The sequence below is a fragment of the Mesorhizobium sp. WSM3873 genome (assembly GCF_001672445.1).
In the GTDB taxonomy this organism is placed as follows: Bacteria; Pseudomonadota; Alphaproteobacteria; order Rhizobiales; family Rhizobiaceae; genus Mesorhizobium.
In genome coordinates, this window is the sequence record NZ_LYTM01000023.1 from 253,604 (window position 1) to 270,989 (window position 17,386).

A 17,386-nucleotide genomic window follows, 5' to 3' on the forward strand; every position below is an offset into this window, starting at 1 on the left:
CCAGAGAGACCACACCAGCCTCGGCTGGGCTTCGGACCGCTCAGATCGTTGCCGCCACGTCGGCGAGGATCTGGCGCGTCCACGCATGCAGGCCCGAATAGTGAGAACGCTCGGTCCAATACATGTCGATCTGGATCAGCACCTCGAGAGGAAATGGCTTCAACGTCAACTTGTCCGAAAGCCGGCGAGCCAGGCGATAGGGAATGGTCGCGACCAGCTCCGTGCCCCGGATCAATGCTTCGAGATTGTCGTGGCTCGGCACGATCACGCTCGGCGTAATCCTGACGTCGATTGCCCGAAGCGCCGCGAAGTACAACGCCTCCCACTGGCCATTGTGGGTCACGGCGATATGCCGCGTCTGCCGGTAGCGATCCATCGTCAGTTCGCCGGCCGCAAGCGGATGGCTGGAATCCATGATGCAAGCGTAGCGGTCGGTGAAGAGTTTACGCCGGTAGTAGATATCGCCGAAAATCGCCACCGGGCCGAGCACGATATCGCAAATGTTTTCCTTGAGCTGCTGCTTGCCGTGCACGGCGGATTCAAAAATGTTGACCGCGATCTGGGGCGCCTGCTGCTGGACCTGGCGCACGAAGGCCGGCATCAGGAACATACGCTCGTGATGGTTACAGGAGATCGTCACGCTGCCCTTGGACGTAGCGGGATCAAAACCTTGCAGAGAGGACAACGCCTGCATGCGCTCGAGGACATCGCGCGCTTCCTGGGCGAGTTGACGGCATTTGTCGGTCGACAGGATCGAGTTGCCCTGCCGAACGAACATCGGGTCGTTGAAGGCCTTTCGAAGCCGCTTGATCGAATAGCTGATCGTCGACTGATTGACGCCGAGGCGCTCCGACGCCTCTGAAAAGGACCGGCAGTCGTTGACCATGACCAATGCCTGCAAGGCATTCAGGTCGATCTGGGCAAGCTCCTCCGACAGCATGACGCCTACTCTCTATGCAAAATTTCGATCACCTGTATCGAACCTATTGGGTTGTTAGATGTCCTGCAAGGGCTTAGCCGGAAAGGAGCTGCACAGGAGGATTGAAAATGGCTGCTAATCTCGAACAGAAGATCGCTGACGCTGGAAGCGCCCAAACCATGCTCTGGGAATCGCAGAGCCCGCCGATCGTCAGCACGCCGGTGACGCCGGAATTCACCAACTGGCGCGACGAACAGCTCGCTTGGCGCAGCAACGCCGTGCTCTATGACCAGTCGCACCATCTCGCCGACCTGAACATCCGCGGCAAGGATGCGCTGAAGCTCATCCGCGACACGGCGATCAACAGCGTTGAATACTTTCCCGTCAACGCCGCGAAGCAGTATGTAGCGGTCAACGACGAGGGCCAGCTCATCGGCGACAACATCCTGTTCCGCTATGAGGAAGACGAATTCCAAGCGGTGGGCATTCCGCCGACGATTAACTGGCTTCAGTATCATGCCGAGACCGGCGGTTACGACGTCGAGCTTGTGCGGGACAATCCGTCCTATGCCCGCAAGGGAAATCCGCTGTGCTACCGCTACGAGATCCAGGGACCTGGCGCGTTCAACGTGATCCGGGAACTCATCGGCGGCGAGCCGCCGGATGTGAAGTTCTTCCACGGCACCCGCTTCACGATCGCCGGCAAGATGGTCCGCGCGCTTCGCCACGGCATGGCGGGCGAACCAGGCTTCGAGTTCGTCGGGCCCTGGGCCGATCATGAGGTCGTTCGGGCCGCTCTGCTCGAGGCGGGCAAAAAGCACAACATGATTCAGGTCGGCGGCCGGGCGTACCTGACCAACTCGCTCGAGTCCGGATGGCTTCCGCGCCCGTTGCCGGCGTTCTACTCGGGCAAGAGCACGGCGGGCTTCCGCAAGTGGCTTGCCGCGGACGAGATCGATGCCAATGTGTCTCTAGGCGGAAGCTTCTTTTCCGAAAGCATCGAGGACTATTATTTCTCGCCCTACGACGTGGGCTACGGAAAGATCGTCAAATTCGACCACGACTTCATCGGCCGCAAGGCCCTCGAGGCCCAGGTCGCCGACGGCCAGACCACGGCCAACCGCAAGGTGACGCTGCAGTGGAACGGCGACGACGTCGCCAAGGCGTGGGCCTCGATGTACCAGCCAGGTGTCGGAGCGAAGTTCATCAACCTTCCGATCGCCCACTACGCGACCTATCACTACGACCGGGTCGAGGCGCCAAACGGAAGCTTGGCCGGGCGTTCGCTTCATACCGGATACTCGGCCAACTACCGTTCGATGATGTCGATCGCGGTCGTGGATGCGGCAGTGGCAGAGCCTGGCACCGAACTGGTGGTGGTCTGGGGCGAGCCCAAGCCATCCTCCAAGGTGCAGGTTGAAGACCACGTGCAGTTCAAGATCCGCGCCACCGTCCACCCGGCGCCGATCGACGCGCACGCACGCACCAGCTATCGCAAGAACGCCTAAGCCGCACGCCTGAACCGAGGGCGGCATCACGGCCGCCCTCCCCTCACGGCAACCGCACCCGACGACAACAGACTGGCGGGACCTCCTGCCGGTGTCGCTTTGCGACGCGAGAAACCGCCTTGCCCTTCAGCTCGGCCGTCAACCCGGAGACCGGGTATGCAAAAGTCCTATCTGCTTACGCTCCAATGCAAGAACCGGCCGGGCATCGTCGCCGGCGTCGCGAGCCGTTTGGCCGCACATGGCGCCAACATCACCGCGGCCCAGCAATTCGACGACCCCGAGACGGATCGGTTCTTCATGAGGGTAGCGTTCGATTTGCCTTCGCCCCTCGATGATCTCGCCGGGCGTTTTTCCGAGGAGGTCAACCGCTTCGGCCTGCAATGGACATTGCGGCCCCAGAACCTGCCCCGCAAGGTTCTGCTGCTTGTCTCGAAATTCGACCACTGCCTGGTAGACCTGCTTTACCGCCAACGACTGGGCGAGTTGCCCATGCAGGTTGTCGCCATCGTCTCCAACCATCCGCGAGAAGGTCTCAACCTCGCCTCCGACGACGCCATTCCCTTCCACCACTTCCCGATCAGCCATGAGACCAAGGCCACCCAGGAGGCGAAGATCAAGCGCGTGATCGAAGATAGCGGCGCCGAGCTTATCGTGCTGGCCCGCTATATGCAGATCCTATCCGACGACTTCTCAGCCTATCTCTCCGGCCGCTGCATCAACATCCACCATTCTTTCCTGCCGGGGTTCAAGGGCGCCAAGCCCTATCACCAGGCGCATGAGCGCGGCGTGAAGATGATCGGAGCAACGGCGCACTACGTCACCGAAGACTTGGACGAGGGTCCGATCATCGCCCAGGACGTCGAACATGTGACCCATGCCGACACGCCCGAGGACCTCGTTTGCAAGGGTCGGGACATCGAACGCCGCGTGCTGGCCCGCGCGGTCGCCTTCCACCTTCAGGATCGGGTCTTGCTCAATGGACGCAAGACCGTCGTCTTCGCCTAACAACGGAGCCACGCGCATGGAAAAAGCTGCTATCCGCCCCTCCTCTATCTACGCCTCGATCGAGATGGCGCCAAGCCAGGTGATCGACTCCCCTGACCTACCGGGCCTTTTCCCGTCGGGGGTCCGGGTCTACATCACCGATATCGGCCTGGCGGACACGCCGACCCTGGTCAAGGCAGCGCGTCGCGTCGCGGACCTTGGCTACACCGCGGTTCCCCATATGGCCGCTCGCCGACTGACCACGCGCCAAGCGCTGGAAACGCGGGTGAAGGCTTTGGCTGAGGAAGCGGGTGTCCGCGACTTGCTCATCATCGGCGGCGACGTGGCTACCCCAGCCGGTTCATTTTCCTCCTCTTTCAAGGTGCTCGAGACTGGTTTCGTTGACAAGTACGACATCGCCGAGGTCGGTGTAGCCGGCCATCCGGAAGGCAGTCGCGACTTTGGCGACGAGGCGGCGATTGCAGCGCTCCGGATGAAGAGCGCCTGGGCCGAGCGGACCGGGGCAAAGATGCGTGTCGTCACCCAATTTGGCTTCGACGCGGACAAGTTCATCGCCTGGGCGGACGGCCTGGCGGTTTCCGGGGTGGACCTGCCGATCCATCTTGGCGTGGCCGGTCCCGCCAAGATCACGACCTTGCTAAAATACGCCGCCTTGTGCGGCGTCGGCAATTCGCTGAATTTCTTGAAAAAGCGCAGCGCCTCGCTTGCCGCCCTTGCCACCAGTCACTCGCCGGAGAGCTTCGTCGGCCCGATCGAGCACCATTTGCGGGCAAAGCCGGAGTCGGCAATCGCGCAGCTGCATGTCTTTCCGTTTGGCGGCATCAAGAATACGGCCAGGTGGCTCTACGAGCGTGGCTCGTGGCAAGACCTCGAAGCCGACGATCGCTCGTCGATCGCTTAAGCGCGCAGCCACCTCCCGAGAGCCGAGCCAGACCATGGCGCGCCGATCGTCGGCGCGCCACGGTCTCTCGTTGCCGCTACATGGGCGAATGTTGCGGCACGATTGCCACGCGCAGCCTATCAGTCAGCACCGCCGGACATCCGCGAGGACGTCCGGCGCGCTCAGGACAACGCGAAGCCGCCGTCAGCTGCGGCCGCGCCCCTCCGTTTCGATGCGCAGCGTGACCTCGTCCCCGATCAGGGGAAGATTGGCCGTCATGCCGAAGTCGCTGCGCTTCAACTTGGCAGTCGCGCTGAAGCCGGCCTCAAGACTGCCGTCCCACGGGTTCTTGCCCTGGCCGTTGAAGGTCACGTCGAGCGTCACCGGCTTGGTCACACCGGCGATGGTGAGATCGCCCGTGATGGTGCCCTGCTTGTCGCTGGACTTGGTGAATTTGGTGCCGACGAAGGTGATCTCCGGAAACTCGGTGGCATTGAACCAGTCGGCGCCCTGGATGTCGCTGTCGCGCTGGGCATTGTTGGTGGAGATGCTGGACACCTTGACCTTGGCCTGCAGCTTGCTGGCCTCAGGCGCGTCCTTGTCGAAGGTGAATTCCCCGGAGAACTCTTTTGCGACGCCGATGACGTTGGAGAAGCCGAGATGATTGATGAAGAATACGATGCCGGAATGAACCGGATCGATGTCGAACGTGATCGGCTGTGCGGTTGCCGGCCCGATTGGCGCCGTTGCGAGTGCAGCTAGCAAAGCTAGTTTCAGTCTGTAGTTCATTCCATCCTCCTTTGTTGATGCACGAAAAGCGAATTCACAGCGGAAGGCTGAACCCCTTCCGTGCCAGCATCACTGCGACTGCCGCGACGGCCGGCACCAGGCAAAACCCTGCGAAGACGAACGTGGCGAGTGCAGGGGTTTTCTGATCGAGACGATCGAGGATCACGCGGCAGGCCGAAGGGACCAGGAAAAGCAGCAGGAGCACCGCAAGGGCGAGAAGGTCGATCTTACGAGTGATCAGCGCGACGGTCTGCGCCACAGCCATCATGCCCGCCGCTCCGCCGAGCAAGGATGCCCATCCGAAGCGGTAATTCGGCCGGGACAGGTGCCCAACCACGATGCCGGCGATGCCAAAGGCGACGCCAAGAGACAGTTGCAGGCTGGATGATGAAGCCCCCATGAAGGCAATGGGAGCAAAGCCTGCGCTGGCAACCGCGAGCATGATCGCAGGGCGCAGATCCGATCCCTCATCGGGATAGTCAGCTTCCCGATGAAGCGCATATAGCGCTGCCGCTCCGGCCAGAGCGGCGACAACCAGGTCGAGAGGCTGCGCCAGGGCAATCGTATCGCCGATGTAAGCTGCTGAGGCGACCGGCATTGCCGCCAACAGCAACTGTCCGAGCCTGCGGCTGCCTGTCCATTCCGTCGCCACGCCCAGGATCGATCCAACCGCCGCCAGGTAGAACACCTTGTTGACGGCGCCGACCGGAGGGAAGGAGGGAAGGCGATTGTAGGTCAACCAGTAGGACAGGAAGAAGCCGAGCGGGATCAAGAGATCGTACCAACGGCGATCGACGCGCCCCCATCGCATCAGGCCGCTCAAGGCGAACGACAAAAGGCCGCAAATGGCGACCGCCAGCATAACGGCCTCCTGCGGCGATCGGGCAACGCCAATCACGTCGCATTACCGTTGTTGGCTACAGGATAGCGGGCACACGCTCGCGGCACCTTGCGGCAGGATGAAGTCACACCGTCCTCCCCGGTCTGAGTTCTCCATGACCGGCCCTTCCGGATACCGGTCAGATTTCAAATACCAAAGCGTATCTCACTAACCTTGTCAATCCAACTGGACAGCTGGCCGGAACCCGCCTCGCCTTAGTGCAGGTGCACCGGCGAAGTCGGTTGACATACGACTAAGACTTCAAATACTATATGGTATCTAAAGTGGGACAGACGCGGAAGCGCCGGTTCCGCTGACACGCCTGGGAGGAGTGCGTGGCTGTGCAGGAACATATCAGCGCCTATTTGCCTGTGCTCGCGGCGGATGGCGTATCGGTCAGCTTCGGAGGCGTGCAGGCGCTCGACAATGTCTCGCTCGACGTCGGCGATGGCGAGATTTGCGGCTTGATCGGCCCGAATGGCGCGGGCAAGACCACCTTCCTGAATGCCATCACCTGCCTTGCACGCCTTCAACGCGGCACCGTAGAGCTGTCGGGTCGGATAATCTCCAATTCGGCGGTGCGCGACATCATCGGTCTAGGGATCGCTCGGACATTCCAAAACGTCGGCGTATACGGCTCGCTGAGCGTCCTGGAGAACGTCATGCTCGGCGCACACCACAAGATGGGTGGAAAAGTCGCGCGTGCCCTTCTCAATCCCTTCGGTGCGTGGGCCGAGGAGAAGACGGTCCGCCGCAAGGCTGAATCAATTCTGGATGAATTGGGAATGGCCGCATTATCGAGCGTGCGCGCCGACTCCCTGCCCTATCCCTTGCAAAAGCGGATGGAGATCGCACGCGCCCTGGCGGCCGAGCCCAAGCTCCTGTTGCTGGATGAGCCGGCCGGCGGACTGACCCATGGCGAGGTCACCGAATTCGGCACCCTCGTCAATACGATCCGGCATAGCCGCAGGCTCTCGATCCTCCTGATCGAGCATCACATGGGTCTGGTGATGAGCCTGTGCGACCGGATCCATGTGTTCCACCTCGGTCGAAATCTGGCGTCAGGACGCCCCGAAGAAATAAGGACCAATGAAGCCGTCATCGGCGCCTACCTCGGGAGGAGCACGTGAGACTGCTTGACGTCCGCAATCTCTCGGCCTCCTACGGCAAGGTACGGGCGCTTTTTGACTGCTCGCTCGCAATCGCGCAGAACGAATTCGTTGTCCTGCTCGGCGCCAATGGCGCGGGAAAAACCACTTTGCTGCGCGCGCTTTCGGGCACAATCCGCTCGGCCGGCGAAATCGCCTATATGGGAAGCGACTTGCAAAAGATGGCGCCGGAACGGCGTCTGCAACGCGGCTTAGCGCAGATTCCCCAGGGCAGAGGCACTTTCACGGAATTCACGGTCGACGAGAATTTGACGCTGGGCGCCACAATCGTCTCCGATGCCCGCCAGGTCCGACAGGACAAGGAGCGGTGGTACGATCGCTTTCCGCGATTGCGCGAACGACGCTCCCAACTGGCCGGCAATCTGAGCGGAGGCGAGCAGCAGATGCTCGCGGTTGCGCGAGCGCTCATGTCGCGGCCAAAACTGCTGCTATGCGATGAGCCGTCATTGGGTCTCGCGCCCGTCATCACGCGCGAAATATTCGCGATCTTCAAGGAACTCCGCGACATCGATGGGTTGACGCTCTTGGTCGTGGAGCAGAACGCGGACCTGTCGCTCAAGTTCGCCGACCGCGCCTATGTCATCGAGGCCGGGCATATCGTGGCCGGCGGCTCAGCCGGCGCGATACTTGCAGATGAGCATATCCAGAAATCTTACCTTGGGGACTAACGTGGCGACGTTTCACCAGATCATTGTTTGCGGCATTGCCCCAGGCGCTGTCTACGCCGTGCTGGTGATTGCCCTCGTGCTGGTCTCGCGTCTTACAAGGCGGGCGTCGGCCGACCGCCTCGATGCGGCCTCCTTCATCGACATTCACGATACCGCCGGACTGCCATTCCTGATCGTGGTAACCGCCATTTTCCCGTCATCAAACGCCGGGGTTCCCTCGGCCAAGGCTCTCGGACCGAAGGCGCGCAGGTCGACGGCCTCGGCGTTGCAGTTGGGAGGCTGGGCTTGACCCTTTTCGTGCAAATCGTCCTCAGCGGTCTTGCCACCGGCGCGATCTATGCGGCTCTTGCCCTTGCGCTGGTGTTGATCTTTCGCGCCACCAATGTCGTCAATTTCGGTCAAGGCGAAATGGCGACTTTCTCGGCATACTGCACCTGGCAGCTATGCCTGTGGGGCCTGCCATTATGGCTTTCCATTGCAATCGGCCTGACCGGTTCTTTTGTGCTGGGTATCTTGGCGTTTCGGGTCTTCGTCCGCCCGCTCCTGGCAGCTCCGGTCGAGGCGACAGTGGTCGTCACGCTCGGCATGTTTGTGCTCTTCCAGGCGATGGTGACGTGGCTCTGGGGCGCCGAGCAGAAGCCGTTCCCCAGCCTGTTTCCCGAAGGCAGCTTCAGCCTCGGTGAGGTACGGGTGCTGGGTTCGTCGGCCGGTACCTTGCTGATCCTCATTGTCCTGGCCGCGGCCATCGCCTCCCTCTTCGCCTTCACAAGGCTTGGGCTCTCCATGCGTGCCGCGGCCTTCGACCGCGTTCGCAGCGTTCTGGTGGGCATCAACGTCGAGCGCATGCTGATGCTCGGCTGGGGCTTCGCCGCGGCGATCGGAATGATCGCGGCGGTGCTGGTCGCGCCACGGCTGTTTTTAAGCCCGACCATGATGACCCCGATCCTATTCTACGGTCTTGCCGCGGCAACAGTTGGCGGCTGGGACAGTCCGCTCGGCGCCATAGCCGGAGGCCTTCTGGTGGGCGTCAGCGAGAGCCTTGGCGCCAACTACCTCGGCTTTCTCGGCGCGGACATGCGCATCGCGGTCCCGATCGGGCTCACCCTTTTCGTCCTGCTGGTCAAGCCGGTCGGTCTGTTCGGCTCACAGAAGGTCACCAAGCTATGAGCAACGATATTCGGCGCACGGTCGCGGCAAGCGTTGGGTTTGTGCTGGTCGCCGCATTGCTGCCGGCCACTTTGTCAGGCTTCCAGTTGCAGCAGGTGAGCATCGCCATCTCCTATGCGGTCGCCATTCTTGGCCTCAACCTGCTTATGGGGTTTGCCGGGCAGATCTGCCTCGCCCAGGGGACGCTGTTCGGCATCGGCGCCTACGTCACCGCCATCTTGAACGCGACCTACGGCGTCCACCCGTTGGCGACCCTGCCTGCGGCAGCTGTTTTTACCGCGCTGGCCGGTCTCGTCGTCGGCCTGCCGGCCCTGCGTCTGCAGGGGCTGCAACTTGCGATCATCACGTTTGGTGTCGCGGCGGCCTTTCCGCAGCTTCTGTTGAAGCTCGGCAGTTGGACGGGCGGAGTCTCCGGCTTGCCGATCGATTCCCTGGAGCCGCCTGCGTTCCTGGCCGATTACCCCGAGCTCTGGCTCTATCTGGTGTCGCTGGGGTGCGCCTGCGTCGCGGCATTCATCGTCTATCTCGTTCTCCTCGGCGACGTCGGCCGCGCGCTCCAGGCGCAACGGGACAGTCCGCAGATCGCGGAGGCTCTCGGCGTCAACCTGACCAAGACCAAGCTGTGGGCGTTCGCCATCAGCTCTGCGCTCGCTGGCCTTGGCGGCGGCGTCTTCGCGATCCTCAACGGCTTCATCAGCCCGCAGTCCTTTCTCGCCCCACTTTCCATCACCATCGTGATCGGGAGCATCGTCGGCGGCTCGACAAGCATTGTCGGCGCCTTCATCGGCGGGCTGTTCATCACCTTCGTCCCGACATGGACGTCCAACATCAATCTCGCACTCGGCAACGTCATCTACGCGCTGGCGCTGATCGGCATCATGCTTCTGGCGCGCGGAGGGGTTACCGGTCTGCTGGAGAGACTCGCCGCTGCCTTGAAGGCGCGGTCGAACGCCAACGGCAAAGCCGGATCAATGAGCCAATCAGGGAGGAAGTTATGAGACCATGCATGCCAAGAATGCTTGCGACGGCGGCAATACTTGCGCTGGCCGTCGGTGTCGCTCCGGCGAAAGCTGACGAGACACCGGGCATCACCGACAGCACCGTGAAGATCGGCATCACCGGTCCGCTCACCGGTCCCGTCGCCGTCGTCGGCGCGGTCGCAGAAGGCATCCGCGCCCGGGTCGAGGCCGCCAATTCCCACGGCGGCGTCAAGATGTCCGACGGCAAGACCCGCAAGATCGAGCTCGTGATCAAGGACGACATGCTCGATCCGCAGCGAACGCTTGCGAATGTGCGCGAGATGGTGGAGCAGGACAAAGTCTTCGCCCTTGTCGCCACGGCTGCCACGCCGAACAATGTCGCCATCGGACGCTATATCGAGCAACGCAAAGTGCCTAATGTCTTCATGTATTCCGGCGTTCACAAGCTGAACGCGCCGCACGAGGAAATAGGGTTCGTCCCGGCCTTCTCGACCGAGGCGGCGTCGTTCGCCACTTATCTGAAGGACAACAAGCCCGAGGCAAAGGTCGCGCTCCTCTATCTCAACACCGAGACCGGCGAAACCTTCATGAAGGCCTTCGACAAGGCCATCGACGGCTCAGGCGTCAAGGTCGTCGATCGGCAACCGGTGACTTCGCAGGATCCGACCGTCGAAACGCAACTGACAGCGCTCAAGGCTTCCGGCGCCGATACGCTGGTGATCATCGCCGCGCCGCAACAAGGCGGCGAAGCAATCCGCTTCCAGGCCGAGAGCGGCTGGAAGCCGCTGACGCTCGTCACCAACCTTTCCTCGGCCTACCCGATCCTGCAGGCGGTGGGGCTCGAGAACGCCAAGGGCATCATCACCTCGAATTTCCTGAAACCGATCGTTAGCCCGGAAAAAACCGGTGACGCGGGTATCGACCAGTATCTGGACGATATCGCCGCGGCCAAGGTCAACTTCGTCTTCGCCAACACCATCGGACAGGTCGGCTACGCGACCGGCGATGCTCTTGTGAAGGCGCTCGAGCACATGAAGAAGCCGACCCGGGCTGAGCTCCTCGACACCGTCTTCAACATGCAGAAGTGGGACGATCCACTGTTGCTGGACGGGATCAAGCTGAACACCAAAGCCGGCTCCGATATTTTCCCGATTGAGGCACTGCAGCTCTATCAGTTCGACGGGCAGAAGTACGTGCCTGTTGGCAAGCTTCTGGATTTCGAGGGCAAGACGGAAGAGTAACGGACGATCGACACAGGTTGCTGCCGGCTGCGAGCGTCCGCGTTTTGCGGGCGCCTTTCTCGCCAGAGCGAAGTTCGATTTGTTTGAGCGATTCGTGAGCCGACAATATCGTCGGCAGTCCTATCTGCGATCCGTTTTTGCCGGAAGTCATTCGGCAGAAGATGCTGGCGAAGGCGAATCCGGATTCCGTTGCGCGTGACGGCAGATCCAGCTTCAGGCAGTTTGCAAATGCTCTGCGTACCGGACGCAACTTCCCCATTCTAGCCAGTATGGTAGAGATTGGGGCTGGTGCAAATTCCGGTACGAACGGCAATGAACCTTCAAACCAGAGCCCGGTCCATTCTCGATAGCGAAGTCGTCTGGGACGCCCATTCCGGCTTCATGCCGGATCCTGCCGCGGACTTGAACAACCTGCGGATCTGGCGAGACGCCGGTGTCGACTATCTGTCCATCGATGTCGGGTTCGATCTGCTGTCCTGGGAAATGACGGTAACCAATCTCAGCTGCTTCCGCCACTGGATCCTGGCGCGTCCCGCCGACTACGTGCTCGTCTCGTCGGCCGACGAAATCCTCGCTGCTAAGGCGCAAGGCAAGCTGGCGGTCACCTTTGACATCGAAGGCATGAATGCCCTGGACGGCCGGATTGAGATGGTCGAGTTCTATCAAGGCCTTGGCGTGCGCCAGATGCTTTTCGCCTATAACCGCAACAACCTTGCCGGCGGCGGATGCCATGACGAAGACCCGGGTCTGACCGCGTTCGGTCGGCAGGTGATCGACGAGATGAACCGCCTCGGCATGTTCGTGGATGTGAGCCACACCGGCTACCGCACCACCATGGACGTGATGGAGTACACGGACCGGCCAGTCATCTTCTCGCACTCCAATCCGAAAGCGCTCTGCGCCCACGGTCGCAACATCACGGACGAGCAGATCAAGGCCTGCGCCCGCACCGGCGGCATCGTCGGCGTCGTCGGGCTCAGCCGTTTCCTTGGCGAGGCGCGCACCGATTCCGAACGGCTGGCCGACCATGTCGAATATCTGATCGATCTCGCTGGCCCACGCCATGTTGGCATCGGCCTCGACCATGCTTTCCCGGTCGAGATCGAAGGCATCGACGACATCATCGCCAGCAATCCGCATTTCTGGCCGAAGAGCGAATATGCGGGAGAAACGACCTATTCGGCACCAGCCCAAATGAAAGAGCTGACCGAGGTTCTGCTTCGTCGCGGTCAGCCGGAAGGAGCGGTCCGCGACGTCATAGGCGGCAACTTCATGCGCCTTGCCCGGGAAATCTGGAAATAGCCACCGGAGCAGCTGTTGAGCGCTCCGTGGGACCTTCTTTTGGTCAGGCGGGTTGGTCCGCGCCAAGAAGGACGCGCAGCTTCGCGACGGCCGCATCCGGACTGGTCGATACGGGGATGTTCGTCGCCGCTTTGACCGCATCCCGCGCGCGCGCCATGGAGAACTGTGCCAAGACGATCGCATCGAAATCCTTCAGCTTGGCGGCTTCAGCCGCGATCAGCCGGTTGTGGGTTTCCACGTCTCCTGCACGCACCGCCTCGATCGCGCCCGGCACGAAATAGCTCGTGATGGTGGCAGCTTGGCCCATACGGGCGGCTTCGTCCCGGAACTCCTGCTCCATTCCTTCCCTCGACGGCGGGAAAGTGTAGAGCATTGCGGTGCGGCCGCCACGGCGGATCGCCATCTCAAACATGGCCTCGTTCGGTTTCAGGACCGGAACGTCCAGCTTCGCCGCGGCCTGTTCGATCGCTTGCCCGAACGCCGAGCAGGTGAACAGCACGGCATCGCTTCCAATCGAACGGGCATAGCTGGCCAAGGCCTCGATGCGCCGGATCATGTCGCTCGTCAGGTCAGCGGTTTTGGCGCGGTCCACTGCCAGGCTGTCCTCGAGGATATTGACGGTTTCGACGCCAGGCCATCGCGTTTCGAACGCCGATCTGATCGACTCCATCGAGATGGGCGTGGCATGGATCAGGGCAATGCGAGGCTGTGACGTCATTGTGCGAGACCGAATGTTAAACGAGGCCGCCCCGAGAGCAAGCGGCGTTGGTACCAATGAATATTTCGCGGCTGCCGCCGCGAAGACCCATACGCTCTCGGCAGGGATCCGCGCCCATACATTGCGCGAGGCAAGTTGCCGCGCGCCGTGCGCTTTGGCGACGAAGTCGCCACGGCGCAGACGGTACTCCCACTTGTCGCCGGGATAGATGCTGTCATCGAGATGCATCTCGATGCCGTCCGGGTGCAAGGGACCGCGGCTGTTGAAACTGACTTCGAGATCGAGACTCTGGCGATGGACGGGATCATCCCGCTTATCCTTTCGAGACCAGCTCACCATGGCAAGGAAGGAGGAAGGCGACCGCAGCCCAATAGGTGATGGTCCTTGCCTTCGATCACGTGGCGAGACAGCCACTACAAAGCCCGTCGCCTCGAGCGCTACGAGCGTGCGACGTTTTGGCCGTGAAAACCGAGGACCGTGACTGGCCGAACCACGGTTGCGCATAATCCGGCGGAAGAGTTCCACTTCGGGTAATGTTGAAGGCCGCAGGAGGCAGGATCGGGCCTATCTTTCCCGAAACGCGCGCTGGAACGAGTCCACTAGTGGCTTGGTCAGATAGCTCAGAAACGTTCGCTCGCCGGTTGAAATGAAGGTTTCGACCGGCATGCCTGGGTAGATCTGCTCGGGCTTGACCTGCGGTGGCAGCTTGTCGGCCATCTTGAGCCGCACGGTGTAATAGGGCTGTCCAGTGCTGGGAGTGGTCAGCCGGTCCGCCGAAATGTAGAACACCTTTCCCGGCACTTTTGGTGTGGTCCGCGCGTTCAGGGCTGTGAACATCATGTTCGCGCCTTGGCCGACTCGGATAGAATCGATGTCTTCAGGCTTGATCTTTGCCTCGACGATAAGTTCCTTCGTCGGCAGAAGCTCCATCGCAGGCTCGCCAGCACGAATGACGCTGCCTTCGGAATTGTAGAGAGAGCGGACGATGATGCCGTCCGCCGGGGCACGAATGGTCGTTCGGACCAGGACCGATCGAGCGGCGTTGATTTGTTCCTCAAGGTCGGCCACCTCTACCCGGGCCTTGTTCAATTCCGTGACGGCATCCTCGACCCGGGTGGTTGTTAGTCTTTCAATCTGCTGGCGCGCTTCCACGATCTGGGTGGCCGCGCTGGCGATTTGCGCCTCCAGCGATCCCTCCTGACCTACCAACTCGGCGGTGCTACGCAGAAGATCGGTGTATTCAGAACGATTTGTCAGTCCCTTGTCGAGCAAGTGCTTTTTGCGTTCCGTCTCGGCATTGACGATCGCGAGCTGGTTTGCCGCAGCATCCTTTTGCGCCTTCAAGCCGGCAACAGCTTCCCGAAGGGCTGCCACCCGTTCCCTAAGGATCTCCTGATCTGCGCCATAGCGCGCTAGCCGAGCCCGGAACTCCTTGGTTTGCTCTGCAAAGACGTCACTGAATTCGGACGCGTCTGAGTAGGCGCCTAAATCGCGGGGCAGGACGATTTTCTCCAGGCCGTCCCGTTCTGCCTCGAGCCGCGCGATCTCGGCCTTTTGTGCGACCCACTGTTTGAGGACTCGGTTGAGCTGCGACTGCGCCACCGTTGGATCGAGCACGATCAGCGCCTGCCCTCGTAAGACTCTGTCACCCTCTCGGGCCTTGACGCTGCTGACCACGCCACCTTCGAGATGCTGGATCATGACATTCTGTCCAGCTGCTGCAATCACTCCTGGCGCGATCGTTGCTCCGGCAATCGGCGCCATTGCGCCCCAGAATACGAAGCCAAGCAAGAAAACGGACACGCTTGCATACCCCGCGAGCGTGATGCGATCTGTGCGTGTGTCGACGTTGCGCTGCCAGCTATACGTCCTGGCGCCGATGGCTTGGCTAGTCATTAGCGACCTTTATCTCGCCTCGAGCAGATGAGGGGAAAGGCACCACTCCTTCGCGCGACTGAGAGGCTGCGGGCCACCCCGCTTGGGCGCGTCGCTCGACAAGTCTATCGAGCACGCCCTTGGTCAAACCGTAGATCTCGACCTGGCCATTGCGTAGCATCAATACGCGATCGCATTTGGAAGCGAGAGAGGGCCGATGGGTTATGACAAGCACGGTCGTTTTTCGTGAACGCGCCCCGCTAATCGCGCGCTCGAGCGCGGCTTCGCCGTTGGAATCGAGATTTGCATTGGGCTCGTCGAGAACCAGCACCTTGGGATCGCCGTAGAAGGCCCGAGCAAGCCCGATGCGTTGACGCTCGCCACCCGAAAGGCGAACGCCGGTCGGGCCGATCAGCGTCGAGTAGCCATCCCTCTGACCCAGGATGAGCTCATGCACTTGGGCCCGCTGGGCTGCTTGAACCAACTTCTCGCTGGGCGCATTCGGTTCGAACCGCGCGATATTTTGCGCGATGGTTCCCGGGAAGAGTTCCACATCTTGCGGCAGGTAACCAATATGGCGGCCGAGTTGTTCCGGGTCCCAGTTCCGAATATCGCCGCCGTCGATCCGGATCGCCCCCGAGCGGGGCGCGATCGCACCGACGATGAGGCGCGCCAGAGTCGATTTTCCAGCCTGGCTCGGCCCCACGATCGCGACTGTCTCGCCGGCGGCGACCTCAAAGGTCAAGCGCTTGATCAGCGGCAGCGAGCCGTCGGCCGCGCCCGGAAGATGATAGACTATTTGCTCCACGCTTAGCGCTCCTTCAGGAGCCGGCAATGCTACGTTTTCCTGGTTGTCGAGCCCGGACCGGAGAGCTGAAAGCCTCTTCCAGGCAAGATTGGCGTCGATGATCTGCCGCCAACTCCCAATGATCTGATCAAGAGGTTGCAGAGCGCGCGCCGAAATCATCGAGGACGCAAATATCATACCGGCGGTCATCTCGTTGTGGAGAACCAGATAAGCGCCGGCCCCCAATATCGCGATCTGCAGTGTCGAACGAGTGGTGCGCGATACACCGCCATAAAACGAATTGATGCGAGCGAGCCCATCCGAGGCGTGTAGAGAGCCGGAAAAACGGGTGCCCCAGAATTCTATCGCGTTGGACACCATGCCAAGTGCGCGAACGGTTTCGAAGTTTCGGGCGAAAGCCTGCGCCGAATTCATCGAGGCGTTGAGACTCTCCGACGCCTCCTTGCCAGGTCGCGAGCTCGCGACCTGGTTCAGCATGGCGATGGCGACCATGAGAACCGCCCCGACGACCGTCACGAGGAAGAGCAGCGGATGGATGAAATAGAGCAGGCCTACGAAGATCGGCCCGAAAGGAAGGTCGAAGAGAAAGAAAATCGTTCTCGAAGCGATGAAGCCTCGCACGGTGGCCAAGTCGCGCAAGGCTTGAACATCGCCGAGGCCAGCGCGAGGGCCACTCATTGCAGCGAGAAAAGACGATGTGCCCAAAGAGACATCCAGTCGCGCCGCGAGCCGGCTTGCGTATACACCCCGCACGACTTCGAGCACGCCGAAGAGCAAGAGCGTCGAAAGCGCAAGCAATGTTAGGTAGGTGAGCGTGTCCAAATTGGCGGCGGGCAAAACCCGATCATAGACCTGCAGCATGTAGAGAGGCAGAACTAGCACCAGGGTGTTCATCACCGCGGAGAACAGGCCCATTTCGACCACGCTCTTCGACAGCACCCTTCTATTCGTGTAACTGGGCATCCCCGAAATCGTCTCTTTTGGTTAAGCGATCATTTTAGACAATGTTTATATATCATGCCAAGCAGCCGCGCTATCGCTTGCGACCTTTTGACAGCCTAGCCTCACTTTCACCGGAAGTTATCCACCGGGCATCCAGTTCGGCTGGGACGCCAGGAACCACCAATCCAGGATGGCGCTAAGCGTCTGATTCTCAAGCAGAGAATTGAATCGTCCAAACCTCGAAATTGCCCTAGTCAGCCAATCGTTTGCTGGCCAGTGAAAATGACGTCTGCGAACGAGGCGGCGTGAAACTCTAGTTGCTACATGTTTTCCAATAATAGCGGCGCCGCCGCAGCAAGCTGGCCGCCGATAATGGTGTCCCCGCCATCGGCCCGATCGGTTTGGAATTGGTGATGGCAGCGCCGACTGCAAAGGCCGGCGCATGCGCATCTGCGGCGATCAATGCGGCCGACGCTTATGGGCAACTTGATCGGCGTCCGCCGCCTTTCTGATCGGTGACCGTCGGAACCAGGCA

16 protein-coding genes are annotated in these 17,386 nt (G+C 61.1%); 10 read left to right on the forward strand and 6 right to left on the reverse strand.

Translation table 11 applies throughout. From position 1 onward, the window contains the following. Nucleotides 1–40: 40 nt before the first annotated feature. Nucleotides 41–940, reverse strand: coding sequence for a LysR family transcriptional regulator (locus A9K71_RS16880; protein ID WP_066997894.1), 900 nt, complete (start codon nt 938–940; stop codon nt 41–43). A 107-nt stretch (nt 941–1,047) separates the two neighbouring features. Here A9K71_RS16880 and A9K71_RS16885 point away from each other — a divergent pair, with 107 nt between their 5' ends. The 3 genes from A9K71_RS16885 to A9K71_RS16895 all read left to right on the forward strand — a co-directional run bounded on the left by A9K71_RS16885 (nt 1,048) and on the right by A9K71_RS16895 (nt 4,333). Further along, a complete protein-coding gene (locus A9K71_RS16885; RefSeq protein ID WP_066997897.1) occupies nt 1,048–2,427 on the forward strand; it encodes an aminomethyltransferase family protein in 1,380 nt (459 codons plus the stop codon). A 156-nt stretch (nt 2,428–2,583) separates the two neighbouring features. Continuing rightward, on the forward strand, nt 2,584–3,432 hold the full coding sequence (gene purU, locus A9K71_RS16890; protein WP_066997900.1) for a formyltetrahydrofolate deformylase: 849 nt from the start codon (nt 2,584–2,586) through the stop codon (nt 3,430–3,432). Nucleotides 3,433–3,448: 16 nt separating this feature from the next. Beyond that, complete coding sequence (locus A9K71_RS16895; RefSeq protein WP_066997905.1) at nt 3,449–4,333, forward strand: methylenetetrahydrofolate reductase; 885 nt, start codon at nt 3,449–3,451, stop codon at nt 4,331–4,333. A gap of 183 nt (nt 4,334–4,516) precedes the next feature. Here the strand turns inward: A9K71_RS16895 and A9K71_RS16900 are convergent, their stop codons facing one another. Both A9K71_RS16900 and A9K71_RS16905 read right to left on the reverse strand, forming a co-directional pair. Then, nucleotides 4,517–5,101, reverse strand: a complete 585-nt coding sequence (locus tag A9K71_RS16900; RefSeq protein WP_066997911.1) for a YceI family protein — start codon at nt 5,099–5,101, stop codon at nt 4,517–4,519. A gap of 34 nt (nt 5,102–5,135) precedes the next feature. Then, on the reverse strand, nt 5,136–5,963 hold the full coding sequence (locus A9K71_RS16905; RefSeq protein ID WP_066997914.1) for a hypothetical protein: 828 nt from the start codon (nt 5,961–5,963) through the stop codon (nt 5,136–5,138). A gap of 353 nt (nt 5,964–6,316) precedes the next feature. On the opposite strand from A9K71_RS16905, the gene A9K71_RS16910 reads away from it, so the two are divergent. The 7 genes from A9K71_RS16910 to A9K71_RS16940 all read left to right on the forward strand — a co-directional run bounded on the left by A9K71_RS16910 (nt 6,317) and on the right by A9K71_RS16940 (nt 12,508). Further along, on the forward strand, nt 6,317–7,111 hold the full coding sequence (locus tag A9K71_RS16910) for an ABC transporter ATP-binding protein (protein ID WP_066997917.1): 795 nt from the start codon (nt 6,317–6,319) through the stop codon (nt 7,109–7,111). After that, complete coding sequence (locus A9K71_RS16915; protein ID WP_066997920.1) at nt 7,108–7,818, forward strand: ABC transporter ATP-binding protein; 711 nt, start codon at nt 7,108–7,110, stop codon at nt 7,816–7,818. Before A9K71_RS16910 ends, A9K71_RS16915 begins: the two co-directional genes overlap by 4 nt. A gap of 1 nt (nt 7,819) precedes the next feature. After that, nucleotides 7,820–8,107: a hypothetical protein gene (locus A9K71_RS16920; RefSeq protein WP_066997922.1), complete on the forward strand. Its 288-nt coding sequence runs from the start codon at nt 7,820–7,822 to the stop codon at nt 8,105–8,107. After that, on the forward strand, nt 8,104–8,985 hold the full coding sequence (locus A9K71_RS16925; protein ID WP_066997925.1) for a branched-chain amino acid ABC transporter permease: 882 nt from the start codon (nt 8,104–8,106) through the stop codon (nt 8,983–8,985). The genes A9K71_RS16920 and A9K71_RS16925 overlap by 4 nt, the downstream gene beginning before the upstream one ends. Further along, the gene (locus A9K71_RS16930; protein WP_066997928.1) at nt 8,982–9,983 is read left to right on the forward strand and encodes a branched-chain amino acid ABC transporter permease; all 1,002 of its coding nucleotides are present in this window, start codon (nt 8,982–8,984) and stop codon (nt 9,981–9,983) included. The genes A9K71_RS16925 and A9K71_RS16930 overlap by 4 nt, the downstream gene beginning before the upstream one ends. Before the next feature lie 8 nt (nt 9,984–9,991). Next, nucleotides 9,992–11,206, forward strand: a complete 1,215-nt coding sequence (locus A9K71_RS16935; RefSeq protein WP_245299653.1) for an ABC transporter substrate-binding protein — start codon at nt 9,992–9,994, stop codon at nt 11,204–11,206. A gap of 312 nt (nt 11,207–11,518) precedes the next feature. Beyond that, the gene (locus A9K71_RS16940; protein ID WP_066997935.1) at nt 11,519–12,508 is read left to right on the forward strand and encodes a membrane dipeptidase; all 990 of its coding nucleotides are present in this window, start codon (nt 11,519–11,521) and stop codon (nt 12,506–12,508) included. A 43-nt stretch (nt 12,509–12,551) separates the two neighbouring features. Here the strand turns inward: A9K71_RS16940 and A9K71_RS16945 are convergent, their stop codons facing one another. From A9K71_RS16945 to A9K71_RS16955, 3 genes are all read right to left on the reverse strand, one after another. After that, a complete protein-coding gene (locus A9K71_RS16945; protein ID WP_245299654.1) occupies nt 12,552–13,454 on the reverse strand; it encodes an aspartate/glutamate racemase family protein in 903 nt (300 codons plus the stop codon). 336 nt (nt 13,455–13,790) lie between these two features. Further along, a complete protein-coding gene (locus A9K71_RS16950) occupies nt 13,791–15,122 on the reverse strand; it encodes an HlyD family type I secretion periplasmic adaptor subunit (RefSeq protein WP_066997938.1) in 1,332 nt (443 codons plus the stop codon). Then, on the reverse strand, nt 15,115–16,848 hold the full coding sequence (locus A9K71_RS16955; protein ID WP_066997941.1) for a type I secretion system permease/ATPase: 1,734 nt from the start codon (nt 16,846–16,848) through the stop codon (nt 15,115–15,117). The genes A9K71_RS16950 and A9K71_RS16955 overlap by 8 nt, the downstream gene beginning before the upstream one ends. Nucleotides 16,849–17,386 lie beyond the last annotated feature (538 nt).